We start from the raw sequence: 16131 nt of genomic DNA, 5'->3' as shown, positions 1-16131 counted from the left end.
ATATCAATCCACTAAACTCCAAAGTAATGAACAACAAGAAGAACAACGAAGGGCAGTCCGACTTTTCCTATTACGGTCTGTACCTGATGGACTACCTCCGCACGAACAAGTTTGAACAGGCTACCGACACCGCTTTCATACGGGAACGCGCCGATCGTGCCGCCGAAACGTATGAAAAGGCGCGGATTGAAGGCTATCCCACCGACGGTGCGCAGGAACTGGCGATGGAAACACTGCTGCGCGGGTTGCACTATTCCCGGTACGCCATGCTCCACGAAGTCGTGGAGAACGAGTTTGCCAACGAAGTGCCGGAAGAGAAACAAGAAGCCTTTATCCATAAACTCCTGCCGCTTGTCGGCAACGTGTTCTCCGTCTATGACCTTTCGGACGACAACTTCGCCCTGTCTTCCGATTACGACCTGCTCTACACGGAGCTGACGGGAGCAACCGTCCTTTACTTAGACGAATATGGCGTTTAACCGCAAACAGAAACTGCGGGACAACATCGAGGCGATACGGACGGCATTCATCCTTGACAGGGAAAATAGGACAGCGACAACCGAAGAGCGTGCCATACTTCAAAGGTACTGCGGTTTCGGCGGTCTGAAATGTATCCTCAACCCTGCAAAGGAACTGACGGATGCCGTCCGGTGGGCGAAATCCGACCTCGAACTGTTCGCCCCGACGGTGGAGCTGCACAGGCTTATCCGTGAGAACAGCAAGGACGAAACAGAGTACAAGCGGTTTGTGGATTCGCTGAAAGCGTCCGTGCTGACCGCTTTCTACACCCCCAAAGAGATAACCGACACCATCGCGGACGTGCTGGCAGATTACAGCGTCCGCCCCGCCCGTATGCTCGAACCGTCGGCAGGTGTCGGCGTGTTCGTGGATTCCATGCTGCGGCACAGCCCCAATGCGGATGTGATGGCTTTCGAGAAGGATCTGCTCACGGGTACAATCTTGAGGCATCTCTATCCCGACCAGAAAATGCGCACCTGCGGTTTTGAGAAAATCGAAAGACCGTTCAACAATTATTTCGACTTGGCGGTGTCCAACATTCCGTTCGGTGACATTGCCGTGTTCGACGCGGAGTTTCAGCGGAGCGACTCTTTCGGCAGACGCTCCGCCCAGAAAACCATCCACAACTATTTCTTTCTCAAAGGACTGGATGCCGTGCGTGACGGCGGTATCGTGGCGTTCATCACCTCGCAAGGGGTATTGAATAGCACCAAGACCTCCGTGCGTAACGAGCTGTTCAGTCAGGCCAATCTGGTATCCGCGATACGCCTGCCCAACAACCTGTTCACGGACAACGCGGGCACGGAGGTGGGCAGTGACCTGATTGTCCTGCAAAAGAACCTCAGCAAGAAGGAAATGTCGCAGGACGAGCGGCTGATGACCGTGATACAGACGGACACGAAAACCGCCCTGACCGACAACGCCTATTTCATCCACCACCCGGAACGCATCGTGCATACGATGGCGAAACTTGACACAGACCCCTACGGGAAGCCCGCTATGGTTTATCTGCACGAGGGCAAGGCAGCAGGCATCGCCGGGGATTTGCGCCGTATGCTCGACGAGGATTTCCATTACAGGCTTGCCATGCGCTTGTATTCGGGTTCAATCCGGCAGGCAGGAACGGAAGAAAAAGTTGCCGTTCAAAATAAAGTAGAGCGTCCTGCCATAAAATTGGAAACAGTATCCTCGGCGCAGACGGTGGAAACTCCGACAGAAAAGCCGCAACCCGCAGATGAAAAGCCGGAGATAGAACCGCGCCCGCAATATTCCGCAGGCGTGCAGCTCACCCTGCTTGACCTCTGGGGGATGACGGAAGAGGTCAGCCAACCGAAAACCTCCAAAAAGAAAAAGACGGTGAAAAAGGCAGTTACGGCAAAGTCCACTCCGCCCAAACCGAAAGTCACGGTTACACCGACAGCTCCAACTGCAAAACCCGCAATGGAGAATAAGGAGGTGAAAGCGGAGAACACCGCCAAGCCTGCCGACCCGGACGACATCTATGCCACACTGGACTGGGATACCAATCCTCCCATCAACGGTTTCTATGAAATGATGATGGGTTTGACGCCGGAGCGTAGGAAAGAACTTCGGGAACTGGCAAGGCAGCATAACGAGAAACAAGTGGCGGAAAAGACGGAAGTGAAAGCCGTGCCGGAAACTTCCCGTGAGCAGCCACGACAGGAGGAAACACAGCCGGAGGCAGTCGCCGCACCTGCCGTTACAGATACCCCATCGGAAGCGGTGGGGACTTTCCTTTTCCCCGACATCGAAGCGGAAAAGCCGAAGGAGGAAGTCGTGGACCTTTCTCCGCGTGCCTACCACCGCACGCCGGAGATGCACCTGCGCGAAGGGTCGCTGGTGGCTGACCGGGGGCGTCATAACATCGGCTACCTGAAAGACATCACGCCATACGGGGCGACATTCCAGCCGCTCGACCTGAAAGGATACCAGAAGGAAAAGGCGTTGTTGTATGTGTCGCTGCGTGACGCCTACGAGCGTCTGTACCGTTATGAATCGCTCCGGCGCGAGGCAAATGTTCCGTGGCGAGAGCATCTGAATACCTGTTACGATGAGTTTGTCATGCGCTACGGCAACCTCAACGCCAAGCAGAACGTGAAGTTAGTGATGATGGATGCGGGCGGGCGCGACATCCTTTCGCTGGAACGGATGGAAAACGGAAAGTTCGTCAAGGCGGACATCTTCGAGCATCCTGTTTCCTTCGCGGTGGAGAGCCATGCCAACGTAGGCTCTCCCGAAGAAGCCCTGTCTGCGTCGCTCAACAAATATGGTACGGTCAATCTCGACTATATGCGGGAGATAACCGACAGCACGGCGGAGGATTTGCTCACTGCCCTGCAAGGGCGCATCTACTACAATCCGCTCGTGACCGGTTACGAAATCAAAGACCGTTTCATCGCCGGAAATGTCATAGAGAAAGCGGAACGCATAGAGGCATGGATGGGTGACAATCCCGAAAATGAGCGTATGCCGGAGGTGAAGCAGGCGTTGGAGGCTCTGAAAGATGCCGAGCCGCAGCGCATCGCCTTCGAGGATCTGGACTTCAATTTCGGGGAACGCTGGATTCCGACGGGTGTCTATGCCGCCTACATGAGCCGGCTGTTCGACACGGAGGTGAAAATCGCCTATTCCGCAAGCATGGACGAGTTTTCGGTGGTGTGCGGCTACCGCACCATGAAAATCACGGACGAGTTTCTGGTGAAGGGGTATTACCGGAACTATGACGGTATGCACCTCCTAAAACACGCCCTGCACAACACCTGCCCTGACATGATGAAGTCCATCGGCAAGGACGAGCATGGCAACGACATCAAGATGCGCGACAGCGAGGGAATACAACTCGCCAACGCCAAGATTGACGAGATACGAAACGGCTTCTCCGAATGGCTCGAAGAGCAGTCGCCACAGTTCAAGGAGCGGCTGACGACGATGTATAACCGCAAGTTCAACTGTTTCGTGCGCCCGAAGTATGACGGCTCGCATCAGACTTTTCCCGACCTCAATCTGAAAGGGCTGGCAAGCCGGGGCATCAGGAGCGTCTATCCCTCGCAGATGGATTGCGTCTGGATGCTGAAACAGAACGGCGGCGGAATTTGTGACCACGAGGTTGGAACCGGCAAGACGCTGATAATGTGCATCGCCGCGCATGAAATGAAGCGTCTGAACTTGGCGCACAAGCCGATGATTATCGGGCTGAAAGCCAATGTTGCGGAGATTGCCGCCACCTATCAAGCGGCATATCCCAACGCGAGGATTCTGTACGCTTCGGAGAAAGACTTTTCGACCGCCAACCGCGTGCGTTTCTTCAACAACATCAAGAACAACGACTACGATTGTGTCATTATGTCGCACGACCAGTTCGGCAAGATACCGCAGTCGCCGGAGTTGCAGCAGCGCATCCTGCAAGCGGAGCTTGACACGGTGGAGGAAAACCTCGAAGTGCTGCGCCAGCAGGGAAAGAACGTATCGCGGGCGATGCTGAAAGGTCTGGAGAAGCGCAAGCATAACCTTGAAGCGAAATTGGAGAAGGTGGAACACGCCATAAAGTCACGCACGGACGACGTGGTGGACTTCAAGCAGATGGGCATCGACCACATTTTCATTGATGAATCGCACCAGTTCAAGAATCTGACTTTCAACACGCGCCACGACCGTGTGGCGGGATTGGGGAACAGCGAGGGAAGCCAGAAGGCACTTAACATGCTCTTTGCCATACGCACCATACAGGAGCGCACGGGCAAGGACTTGGGGGCGACCTTCCTCTCCGGCACGACTATCAGCAACTCGCTGACTGAGCTGTACCTGCTGTTCAAGTACCTGCGCCCGAAGGAGCTGGAACGGCAGGACATTCGATGTTTTGATGCGTGGTCGGCGATATTTGCCAAGAAGACAACGGATTTTGAGTTCAACGTGACGAACAACGTGGTGCAGAAGGAGCGTTTCCGCTACTTCATCAAAGTGCCGGAGCTTGCCGCCTTCTATAATGAAATCACGGACTACCGCACGGCGGAGGATGTGGGCGTGGACCGTCCCAACAAAAACGAGATACTGCACCACATACCGCCCACGCCGGAGCAGGAGGACTTCATACAGAAGCTGATGCAATTCGCCAAGACGGGCGACGCCACCCTGTTGGGCAGACTGCCGCTTTCGGAAACGGAGGAAAAGGCGAAGATGCTTATCGCCACGGACTATGCCCGGAAGATGGCACTCGACATGCGCATGATAGACCCGCATTACGAAGACCACCCCGACAACAAGGCGAGCCACTGTGCCAAAATAATCGCGGAGTATTATCAAAAATACGACGCGCAGAAAGGCACGCAGTTCGTTTTCTCTGACTTGGGGACTTACCAGCCGGGCGATGGGTGGAACGTCTATTCGGAAATCAAGCGCAAACTGACGGAGGACTACGGCATACCGCCAAGCGAGGTGCGCTTCATTCAGGAGTGCAAGACCGACAAGGCTCGGAAGGCGGTGATAGATGCCATGAACGCCGGGACGGTGCGTGTGCTGTTCGGCTCCACCTCCATGCTCGGAACGGGTGTGAACGCACAGAAACGGTGTGTGGCAATTCATCATCTCGATACGCCGTGGCGACCGTCCGACTTGCAACAGCGTGACGGACGCGGAGTTAGGGCAGGTAATGAGATTGCCAAACATTTCGCCGGGAACAACGTGGATGTAATCATCTACGCGGTGGAGAAGTCACTGGACAGCTACAAGTTCAACCTCCTGCACTGCAAGCAGACTTTCATAAGCCAGCTCAAAAGCGGTGCGATGGGTGCGCGTACCATCGACGAGGGGGCAATGGACGAAAAATCGGGCATGAATTTCTCGGAATACATGGCGTTGCTCTCCGGCAATACCGACCTGTTGGACAAGGCGAAACTGGAAAAGCGGATCGCATCGCTCGAAGGGGAACGCAAGTCGTTCAACAAGGGCAAGCGTGATTCGGAGTTCAAGCTGGAGTCAAAGACCGGCGAGTTGCGCAACAACACGGCTTTCATAGATGCCATGACGGAGGACTGGAACCGCTTCCTGTCGGTGGTGCAGACCGACAAGGAGGGCAACCGCCTTAATATAATAAAGGTGGACGGAGTGGATTCCGCCGATGAGAAGGTCATCGGAAAGCGTTTGCAGGAGATAGCCAAGAATGCCACGACCGGAGGGTTGTACACGCAGGTCGGTGAACTTTACGGTTTTCCGATAAAGGTGGTGAGCGAAAGGATACTCAAAGAGGGATTGGAGTTCACCGACAACCGCTTCGTGGTCGAGGGGAACTACAAGTACACCTACAACAACGGGCATCTGGCGATGGCTGACCCGTTGGCCGCCGCCCGCAACTTCCTCAACGCGATGGAGAGGATACCCTCCATCATCGACCAGTACAAGGCGAAGAACGAGGTGCTGGAGATGGAGATACCGCAGTTACAGGAGATAGCGGGTAAGGTGTGGAAGAAGGAGGACGAGCTGAAGCAGTTGAAGTCCGAACTTGCCGCCCTTGACCGAAAAATTCAGCTGGAGCTTGCGCCACCCACGCCCGAAGTCGCAGAAAAGGAGAATGAAGGGCAACAGCTCAAGCCGGAAGCGGAAGATGTGAGGAACAGGCAGGCGCAATATCCCGAAAATGCACCGCCGCAGATACGCAGTCCGGCGGATAGTATCGTTGCCAACCATGTCATAATCGGGCGTCCGGGACTGTATGCCAAGGAGGAAACCCGGTCCAAAGGATTGAAAATATAACCTAAGGAATTTTATCTGAAGTATTAATAAGGGCTATCCCAAAAGGTCTAAAAGTAAATTTTATCCTTTCTGCAAGTATCTGTAGGATGGCAACTGCATTTTTTTTCTTTTTGGGCAGCCCTTATTAAAATTTATTCTTATTTTAGGTTATATACATTCATGTCCATTTATGTAAAAAATCCTGCTGACCTTGTTTATGTCTTGTCAGTCACCATTTGCAAAACCATATTTGACCCTCAAAGAGGCTGAATTTGATAAGCAACTTGCTACATACTCATAATAAGGAGCTAAATAGAACACGAATGGGAAATACTCAAATGCCAAACTAAAGAAGATATTGGCCAAAATAAACGTTATACCGAGAGAGAAACTTGATTTTTTTCAACTTCCTAAAACGTTGTTGTTCAAACATTTCTACTTATTTGTACTTACCAGTTGAACCTACGCTTCCCTAATAAAATGTCTATGGTAAAAAAAGTTAAAAAATCCTCCCACTTTTGTTAGATATATTTTTTTTGTGTAATTTTGCAATCGTTATGCGGCAGTAATAATATACATATTAATACGAGTTAGTAATCCTGTAGTTCTCACATGCTACGAGGAGGTATTAAAAGGTGCGTTTCGACAATGCATCTATTGTAGTATATTATTGCTTAATCCAAATGAATATTATAAATTTAGGAATTCTTGCTCACATTGATGCAGGAAAAACTTCCGTAACCGAGAATCTGCTGTTTGCCAGTGGAGCAACGGAAAAGTGCGGCCGTGTGGATAATGGTGACACCATAACAGACTCTATGGATATAGAGAAACGTAGAGGAATTACTGTTCGGGCTTCTACGACATCTATTATCTGGAATGGAGTGAAATGCAATATCATTGACACTCCGGGACACATGGATTTTATTGCGGAAGTGGAGCGGACATTCAAAATGCTTGATGGAGCAGTCCTCATCTTATCCGCAAAGGAAGGCATACAAGCGCAAACAAAGTTGCTGTTCAATACTTTACAGAAGCTGCAAATCCCGACAATTATATTTATCAATAAGATTGACCGTGCCGGTGTGAATTTGGAGCGTTTGTATCTGGATATAAAAACAAATCTGTCGCAAGATGTCCTGTGTATGCAAACTGTTGTCGATGGATCGGTTTATCCAGTTTGCTCCCAAACATATATAAAGGAAGAATACAAAGAATTTGTATGCGACCATGACGACAACATATTGGAACGATATTTGGCGGATAGCGAAATTCCACCGACTGATTATTGGAATACGATAATCGCTCTTGTGGCAAAAGCCAAAGTCTATCCGGTGCTACATGGATCAGCAATGTTCAATATCGGCATCAATGAGTTGATGGACGCCATCACTTCTTTTATACTTCCTCCGGCATCAGTCTCAGACAGACTTTCAGCTTATCTCTATAAGATAGAGCATGACCCCAAAGGACATAAAAGAAGTTTTCTAAAAATAATTGACGGAAGTCTGAGACTTAGAGACGTTGTAAGAATCAACGATTCGGAAAAATCCATCAAGATTAAAAATCTGAAAACTATTTATCAGGGCAGAGAGATAAATGTTGATGAAGTGGGTGCCAATGATATCGCGATTGTAGAGGATATGGAAGATTTTCGAATCGGAGATTATTTAGGTGCTGAGCCTTGTTTGATTCAAGGATTATCTCATCAGCATCCCGCTCTCAAATCCTCCGTCCGGCCAGACAAGCCCGAAGAGAGGAGCAAGGTTATATCCGCTCTGAATACATTGTGGATTGAAGACCCGTCTTTGTCCTTTTCCATAAACTCATATAGCGATGAATTGGAAATCTCGTTATATGGTTTGACCCAAAAGGAAATCATACAGACATTGCTGGAAGAACGGTTTTCCGTCAAGATCCATTTTGATGAGATCAAGACTATCTACAAAGAACGACCTGTAAAAAAGGTCAATAAGATTATTCAGATCGAAGTGCCACCCAACCCTTATTGGGCCACAATAGGGCTGACTCTTGAACCCTTGCCGTTAGGGACAGGGTTGCAGATCGAAAGTGACATCTCCTATGGTTATCTGAACCATTCTTTTCAAAATGCCGTTTTTGAAGGAATCCGTATGTCTTGCCAATCAGGATTACATGGATGGGAAGTGACAGATCTGAAAGTGACTTTTACTCAAGCCGAATATTATAGCCCGGTAAGTACACCTGCTGATTTCAGGCAGCTGACCCCTTATGTCTTCAGGCTGGCTTTGCAACAGTCAGGTGTGGACATTCTCGAACCGATGCTATATTTTGAGTTGCAGATACCCCAGGAGGCAAGTTCCAAAGCTATTACAGATTTGCAAAAAATGATGTCTGAGATTGAAGACATCAGTTGCAATAATGAGTGGTGTCATATTAAAGGGAAAGTTCCATTAAATACAAGTAAAGACTATGCCTCAGAAGTAAGTTCGTACACTAAGGGCTTAGGCATTTTTATGGTTAAGCCATGTGGGTATCAAATAACAAAAGACGGTTATTCTGATAATATCCGCATGAACGAAAAAGATAAACTTTTATTCATGTTCCAAAAATCAATTTATGAATTAATACAAAACAAGAAGAAAATATGAACAAGCAATTCATTATCACGAATTTCGCCGCATTTGCTCTCATGCTGTTCCTGCCGACCGGATGCAGGCAGGCGGACGGCAAGCAGGATGCGGTGCAGAGTTATCGGGTCATAAAGGTCGCGGCAAGTCCGGTGGAAATCTCCGAGTCCTATTCCGCCGCCATACGCGGACGGCAGGATGTGGACATCCTGCCGCAAATATCCGGGCGCATTATCCGTCTGAAAGTGAAAGAGGGTGAACGGGTGAAGACCGGTCAAGTATTGGCTGTAATTGACCAAGTGCCCTATCGGGCGGCATTACGCACGGCGCAGGCCAATGTCAGCGCGGCACAGGCAAAAGTGGAAACGGCAAGAATCGAGCTGCGGGGCAAGCAGGCATTGTTTGACGAGAAGGTCATATCCGACTACGAGCTTTCTCTCGCCCGGAACCAACTGGCAGTGGCGTGTGCTGAACTCGAACAGGCAAAGGCACAAGAATCGGATGCACGCAACAATCTCTCCTATACGGAAATCAAAAGCCCGAGCAACGGAGTAGTAGGCACATTGCCCTATCGCATCGGTGCGCTTGTCGGTCCCAATATGGCACAGCCTTTCACGGTCGTGTCCGACAATGCGGAGATGTATGCCTATTTCTCCATTTCGGAGAATATGCTACGGCGATATTCGGCTCGCTATGGCTCGATTGACAGCATGATAGCCGGGACGCCGGAAGTGGGCCTGCAACTCAACGACGGCAGCCTGTACAAGGCGAAAGGACGTATTGAAACCGTAAGCGGCGTGGTGGATCCTGTTACCGGAACGGTACAAATCAAAGCCCTGTTCCCCAATCCCGACCGCGAACTGTTGAGTGGCAGCATCGGCAATGTCATCCTTCAAAACCCGAAAACGGAGGCCGTAACCATTCCCATGACCGCCACCGTGGAACTGCAGGACAAGATTATCGCTTACCGTCTGAAAAACGGACAGGCGGAAGCCGCCTATCTCACGGTGGACCGCCTGAACGACGGCAACCGGTTTATCGTAAAAGAAGGTCTTTCGGTCGGTGACACCATTGTCGCCGAAGGCGTGGGACTGGTGAGAGAAGGCATGAGCATAACCCCTAAAAACGAAACGAAATGAACCTGCGATTTTTTATAGACCGCCCGGTGTTTTCGGGCGTTATCTCGGTGGTGATTGTACTGTTGGGCATGATTTCCATGTTTTCCTTGCCGGTGGAACAATACCCCGACATCGCACCTCCGACCATCAACGTATTCGCAACTTATCCGGGAGCAAACGCTGAAACCGTGCAGAAGGCAGTGATAACCCCTCTGGAAGAAGCCATCAACGGAGTGGAAGACATGACCTATATGACTTCCACGGCATCGAATACGGGAGATGCTTCCATCAACATCTATTTCAAACAGGGAACCAACGCGGACATGGCGGCGGTAAACGTGCAGAACCGCGTGAACGGCGCACTGAGCCAACTTCCGGCGGAAGCCACCAAGACCGGTGTCACCACTGAAAAGCAGCAGAATGCCGAACTGATGACTTTCGCGCTCTATTCGCCCGATGACCGCTTCGACCAGACCTTCCTGAGCAATTACGTGAAAATCAATGTCGAGCCGAGGCTGAAACGTATCAGCGGCGTGGGAAAGGCACAGTTGTTCGGTTCCAACTACAGCATGCGACTTTGGCTGCGTCCCGACAAGATGGCGCAATACGGGCTTATCCCCGATGACATCTCTGCCGTACTTGCACGACAGAACATCGAGGCCGCCACCGGCTCCTTCGGTGCCAATCATCCTACCGCCAATGAATACACGATGAAATACCGCGGACGCTTGTCCGGAGCGGAAGAGTTCGGTGAGCTGGTCGTCAAGTCACTGCCGGGCGGCAATGTGCTTCGGTTGAAAGAGGTTGCCGATGTGGAACTGGGCGATGAATACTACAACTATTCCTCCGAGGTGAACGGGCATCCGGCAGCTATGATGCTCATCAACCAGAAAGCCGGGTCCAATGCATCAAGCACCATCAAGGAGATTCACGAAGTGCTTGACGACCTTAGCCGGGACTTGCCCGAAGGGACGGAATTCGTGGTGCTTACCGATACCAACAAGTTCCTGTATGCCTCCATCCACTCTGTCCTCCGCACCTTATTGGAAGCGATACTTCTGGTCATCGTGGTGGTGTATGTGTTCTTGCAGGACATCAAGTCAACGCTTATCCCTACCATATCCATCTTCGTTTCCATCATCGGCACATTTGCCGTGATGTCCATGATTGGATTCTCCATCAACCTGCTCACCCTGTTCGCGCTTGTGCTTGCCATCGGAACCGTGGTCGATGATGCCATTGTGGTGGTGGAAGCGGTGCAGGCGAAGTTCGATGAGGGCTATCAATCAGCAGTTCTCGCGGCTGATGATGCCATGAAAGGCGTTTCGTCGGCTATCCTGACCTCTACCATAATCTTTATGGCAGTGTTTTTCCCCGTAGCCATGATGGGCGGGACTTCGGGAGCGTTCTACACGCAGTTCGGTATCACGATGGCTGTTGCCGTGGGAATCTCGGCAGTCAATGCCTTCACACTCTCACCGGCACTTTGCGCGCTGCTGCTGAAACCCTATATCGATGAGCAGGGCAACACTAAGAACAATTTTGCAGCCCGTTTCCGTAAAGCGTTCAATGCCGTCTTCGACAGTCTGAGCCGACGCTATGTACGTGGAGTGATGTTCATTATCCATCGCCGATGGCTGTTGTGGAGCATCATAGGCATTTCTTTCGGGTTGCTGGTGCTGCTGGTCAATGTCACAAAGACGGGACTTATTCCCGAAGAGGACACCGGGACGGTCATGGTGAGCATGAACACGAAGCCCGGCACATCCATGGCTCAGACAAGTAAGGTGATGGAGCGTATCAACAGCCGTCTCGACAGCATCGGCGAGATTGAATACAGCGGTGCGGTAGCCGGTTTCTCTTTCAGCGGTTCCGGTCCCTCGCAGGCGATGTATTTCGTGACACTCAAAGACTGGGAGGATCGTAAGGGAGAGGGGCAGTCGGTGAATGATGTCATCGGAAAGATTTATGCCGCCACTTCAGATATTCCCGATGCCACGGTGTTCGCCATGTCGCCTCCGATGATTGCCGGGTACGGCATGGGAAACGGTTTCGAGCTTTATTTGCAGGACAAGGCGGGCGGAAACATCGCCGCTTTCAAGGAAGAGGCGGACAAGTTTGTCGAAGCCTTGTCGCAACGACCCGAAATCGGCGAAGTCTATTCCTCCTTTGCCACGGACTATCCGCAATACTGGGTGGATATCGATGCCGCCAAATGTGAGCAGTCGGGTGTGTCGCCCGCAGATGTGCTTTCCACATTGTCGGGCTATTATACCGGACAATATGTTTCCGACTTTAACCGGTTCTCCAAGCTCTACCATGTGACCATGCAGGCTCCGGCGGAATATCGTGTGAATGCGGAATCCCTGCACCACATGTATGTGCGCGCCTCCGATGGCGGCATGTCGCCTTTGAGCCGGTTCGTGCGCCTGACCAAGACCAACGGCCCGTCAGACCTCACCCGTTTCAACCTGTTCAACGCCATCTCGATTAGCGGGTCGCCGGCGCAGGGTTACAGTTCAGGGCAGGTGCTCGAAGCCATCGGCGAGACGGCACGTGAAGTGCTTCCGTCAAATTACACATACGAGTTTGGCGGCATTTCGCGTGAGGAAAGCAAGACGACCAACAATGCCACGCTTATATTCCTGCTCTGCATGGTTCTGGTCTATCTGATTCTGTGCGCCTTGTATGAGAGCGTGTTCATACCCTTCGCGGTTCTGTTGTCGGTGCCTTGCGGACTAATGGGCAGTTTCCTGTTTGCGTGGCTCTTCGGTCTGGAGAACAACATCTACATGCAGACCGGATTAATCATGATTATCGGCCTGCTTGCCAAGACCGCCATCCTGCTTACCGAATACGCCGGCAAGCGGCGGTCGGAAGGCATGACGCTGGCACAGGCAGCATACAGTGCGGCAAAAGTCCGCCTGCGCCCTATATTGATGACTGTGCTGTCCATGGTGTTCGGTCTTGTCCCGCTGATGATGGCGCACGGAGTGGGTGCCAACGGCAGCCGTTCGCTTGCCACAGGTGTAATCGGTGGAATGATTGTCGGTACTTTGGCTCTGTTGTTCCTTGTGCCGTCATTGTTTATTGTATTCCAATATATTCAAGAACGTGTTAAGCATAATTAAATGAAGAAGACAGTAATATATATCATATTGTCAGGATGGATGTTTGCCGGTTGTGGCACATACAGCCGGTATCATCGTCCTGACCTCTCAACGGAGAATCTGTATCGGGACGTACCGGCGGACATTGATACAACGACCATCGCGTCCCTGTCGTGGCGGGAAATGTTTACCGACCCGAAACTCCAGTCCTTGATTGAAACCGGACTTGAACGGAACACAGACCTCAATGTGGCACGGTTACGCGTGGAAGCGACAGAAGCCGTCCTGATGACTGCCAGACTATCATATCTTCCATCACTGGGACTGACTGCCGAAGGTAATGCCAATAAACATGACGGAGCAACGGCAAAGACATATAATGTGGGAGCGTCGGCAAGCTGGGAACTGGACATCTTCGGCAAACTTACGGCGGCAAAGCGTGGTGCAGCCGCCGCGTTACAAGGAAGCCGTGCCTACCGGCAGGCCGTACAGACACAGCTTGTCGCCACTATTGCAGACAGTTACTACACCCTTGCCATGCTTGACGCACAAATGGCAATAAGTAACCGGACTTTGGAGAACTGGCGGACTACCGTACGTACTCTTGAAGCGTTGAAAAAAGTGGGGAAATCAAACGAAGCCGGCGTATTGCAGGCAAAGGCGAACGTGATGCGACTCGAAGCATCCCTGTTATCCATACGCAAGAGTATTTCCGAAACAGAAAATGCCCTGTCTGCGATACTTGCCATGCCGTCACACTCGATTGGACGAAGTAATCTGGCCGAGGCTGCTTTCCCCGATACTGTCTCGATTGGAGTCCCTTTGCAACTGCTTTCCAACCGTCCCGACGTGCGTCAGGCTGAAATGGAACTGGCGCAGGCGTTCTACGCCACCAATGCGGCTCGTGCCGCCTTCTATCCCAATATTACCCTCTCGGGGACTCTTGGATGGACTAATAACGGCGGTGGCGTAATCGTAAATCCCGGACAATGGTTGCTCAATGCCATCGGTTCCCTGACACAGCCCTTATTCAACCGGGGCACAAACATCGCCAACTTGAAGATAGCCAAAAGCCGTCAGGAAGAAGCCAAACTGTTGTTCCGGCAATCATTGCTGAACGCTGGAAAAGAAGTGAACGATGCTCTGACTGCATGGCAGACGGCAAAATCGCAAATTGAAATCAATGCTCGACAGGTTGAAACATTATGCGATGCTGTGCGAAAGACAGAATCGCTTATGCGTCATTCCAATGCCACCTATCTGGAAGTGTTGACCGCCCAACAGTCTCTTCTCGAAGCGGAAGTGCAACAGCTACAAACTCGTTTTGAACGCATACAAAGTGTAATCAAACTTTATCATGTGTTGGGAGGAGGAATGTAACTGCAATAAATAGAAAAATTTGAAATTATTATTAGTGTTATTCATCTCGGATATTTTTCGTGATTCTGCCGCATGTAGATATTGTACGAAAGCAATATTTGGATTGTAAAATATCAAGCCAATGAAAATACTTTTGCAGCATAAAATATTTATAGGATACTTTCTTTTAATGGCGATCATTGGCAGCATGGTCGCTATTGTTCTGCACGAGCGTAGTCGTGTACAGAAAATAGAGAATGAATCAATCGCTATTTTTCAAACCCAGCACAATATCAATACCACACACCGCTATGTGACCACGTTAGTAACTTATGGTGAATCCGTCATGGTATGGAATGATGAGGATTCTGGGTGAAGTATAAGAATATCAGAGAAGGGGAACAATTGCATTTCGATTTGCATTTTCTTAACCGCATAAAGAAACAGTTCCCGGGGATAAAAGCTATTTCGCCTGAAATAACAGGACCTTATTCGCAAGTGATGAATAAAGCTAAAAGCGGACTTTTTAAGATTATAGGAATCAATGAAAACTATATGGGAATTAAGATACTTAAAATCAACGAAGATGGACGATATTTTAATAAAGGAGATGACGAGAATACCCGTAATGTTACCATTATCGGCGAAAATGTCAGTACGACCTTATTTAATAATCAAAAAGCGTTGGGTAAGTCGATCAACATTGCCGGTATTGATTTTAAGGTGATAGGCGTACTAAAGAATGATGATATTTTCAGCGCTTCGGAAATCAATTCGGTATATGTGCCCTTCTCAAGTTACATAAACTGTATTGACAATAAGACTCCATTGCGCGCTTTCTGTTTATATCTGAACAAAGAAGTTGATTCCAAGCGATTTGAGAATGAGCTGAGAGCCTTCATCGCTAATAAATACCAATTTGCTTATTCTGATAAGCAAGCCTTACAGATAATCAATTTTGAGACACAAACATCTGCTTTTGAGGGACTCTTTGATGGATTGAAAATGTTTATCTGGATCGTAGGAATTTGTTTTCTGATAAGTGGTATTGTTGGAGTAAGCAACATCATGTTTGTCGTGATCAAAGAAAGGAGTAGCGAAATAGGCATCCGTAAGGCTGTAGGAGCAACTCCTAAATCCATTCTTGTGTTAATGCTGACGGAATCTGTCATCATAACTGTAATCTCCGGTATCATCGGATTGATATCAGGTGCAGCTATTCTTGAGATTATAAATTGGTTGCTCGAAAGCGCCCGTCACGCGACAATGATAAAGCATGCAGAAATAGATATAAATGTAGCTGTTCTCGCTTTGGTTATCTTGATTTTGTCCGGTGTCATTGCCGGAGCATTTCCGGCTATGAAAGCATCTGTTATACAACCCATTGACGCCATTAGAAACGAAAATATAGGATAATGAAGACATTTAAGATTATATTAATTTGCATCTTTTCCGCCACACTGGCATTTGTTGCTTTTCGTTCTTCGCTAAGAGGTACAAAGGCAATTTACGAAACTACACAACCACAATATCGCGAGATCAAAGAGGAAATAAACATATCCGGCAATGTTTTTCCGATGAAGGAGATCGAAATAAAATCGCAGATATCGGGAGTCCTGGACAAGATTAATGTTTCGATAGGAGATAAAGTGCGCATAGGAGATTAAATAT

At 49.8% G+C, this 16131-nt stretch carries 8 protein-coding genes and 1 pseudogene; all 9 read left to right on the top strand.

Features of this window, described 5'->3' with window-relative positions; all coding sequences use genetic code 11:
- Positions 1–26: 26 nt before the first annotated feature.
- Entirely contained in the window at positions 27–479 is a 453-nt protein-coding gene (locus tag KFO40_RS01150) for a DUF1896 domain-containing protein (protein WP_095231474.1), read from the top strand.
- Entirely contained in the window at positions 469–6285 is a 5817-nt protein-coding gene (locus tag KFO40_RS01145; protein ID WP_095231439.1) for an N-6 DNA methylase, read from the top strand. The genes KFO40_RS01150 and KFO40_RS01145 overlap by 11 nt, the downstream gene beginning before the upstream one ends.
- Before the next feature lie 662 nt (positions 6286–6947).
- Complete coding sequence (gene tet(Q) / locus KFO40_RS01140; RefSeq protein ID WP_146374786.1) at positions 6948–8894, top strand: tetracycline resistance ribosomal protection protein Tet(Q); 1947 nt, start codon at positions 6948–6950, stop codon at positions 8892–8894.
- The gene (locus KFO40_RS01135; RefSeq protein WP_005809248.1) at positions 8891–10012 is read left to right on the top strand and encodes an efflux RND transporter periplasmic adaptor subunit; all 1122 of its coding nucleotides are present in this window, start codon (positions 8891–8893) and stop codon (positions 10010–10012) included. The genes tet(Q) and KFO40_RS01135 overlap by 4 nt, the downstream gene beginning before the upstream one ends.
- Positions 10009–13122, top strand: coding sequence for an efflux RND transporter permease subunit (locus KFO40_RS01130; RefSeq protein WP_005809243.1), 3114 nt, complete (start codon positions 10009–10011; stop codon positions 13120–13122). The genes KFO40_RS01135 and KFO40_RS01130 overlap by 4 nt, the downstream gene beginning before the upstream one ends.
- The gene (locus KFO40_RS01125) at positions 13123–14481 is read left to right on the top strand and encodes an efflux transporter outer membrane subunit (protein WP_005809240.1); all 1359 of its coding nucleotides are present in this window, start codon (positions 13123–13125) and stop codon (positions 14479–14481) included.
- Between the two features lie 121 nt (positions 14482–14602).
- Positions 14603–14830, top strand: a pseudogene (locus KFO40_RS01120) (hypothetical protein); the annotation flags it as partial.
- Between the two features lie 2 nt (positions 14831–14832).
- Positions 14833–15876: an ABC transporter permease gene (locus tag KFO40_RS01115; protein WP_005809236.1), complete on the top strand. Its 1044-nt coding sequence runs from the start codon at positions 14833–14835 to the stop codon at positions 15874–15876.
- Positions 15876–16127: an efflux RND transporter periplasmic adaptor subunit gene (locus KFO40_RS01110; RefSeq protein WP_005809234.1), complete on the top strand. Its 252-nt coding sequence runs from the start codon at positions 15876–15878 to the stop codon at positions 16125–16127. Before KFO40_RS01115 ends, KFO40_RS01110 begins: the two co-directional genes overlap by 1 nt.
- Positions 16128–16131 lie beyond the last annotated feature (4 nt).

Source organism: Bacteroides sp. 1001302B_160321_D4, from assembly GCF_015667765.1.
Taxonomy (GTDB): Bacteria; Bacteroidota; Bacteroidia; order Bacteroidales; family Bacteroidaceae; genus Bacteroides; species Bacteroides xylanisolvens.
The sequence above is the reverse complement of the archived record's forward strand: the minus strand, read 5'-3'. Positions and strand labels throughout refer to the sequence as shown.

Coding starts and splice junctions, on each gene's coding strand:
- KFO40_RS01110 (WP_005809234.1), top strand. CDS start 15,876: ATGAAGACATTTAAGATTATATTAATTTGCATCTTTTCCGCCACACTG.
- KFO40_RS01130 (WP_005809243.1), top strand. CDS start 10,009: ATGAACCTGCGATTTTTTATAGACCGCCCGGTGTTTTCGGGCGTTATC.
- KFO40_RS01135 (WP_005809248.1), top strand. CDS start 8,891: ATGAACAAGCAATTCATTATCACGAATTTCGCCGCATTTGCTCTCATG.
- KFO40_RS01145 (WP_095231439.1), top strand. CDS start 469: ATGGCGTTTAACCGCAAACAGAAACTGCGGGACAACATCGAGGCGATA.
- KFO40_RS01125 (WP_005809240.1), top strand. CDS start 13,123: ATGAAGAAGACAGTAATATATATCATATTGTCAGGATGGATGTTTGCC.
- KFO40_RS01150 (WP_095231474.1), top strand. CDS start 27: ATGAACAACAAGAAGAACAACGAAGGGCAGTCCGACTTTTCCTATTAC.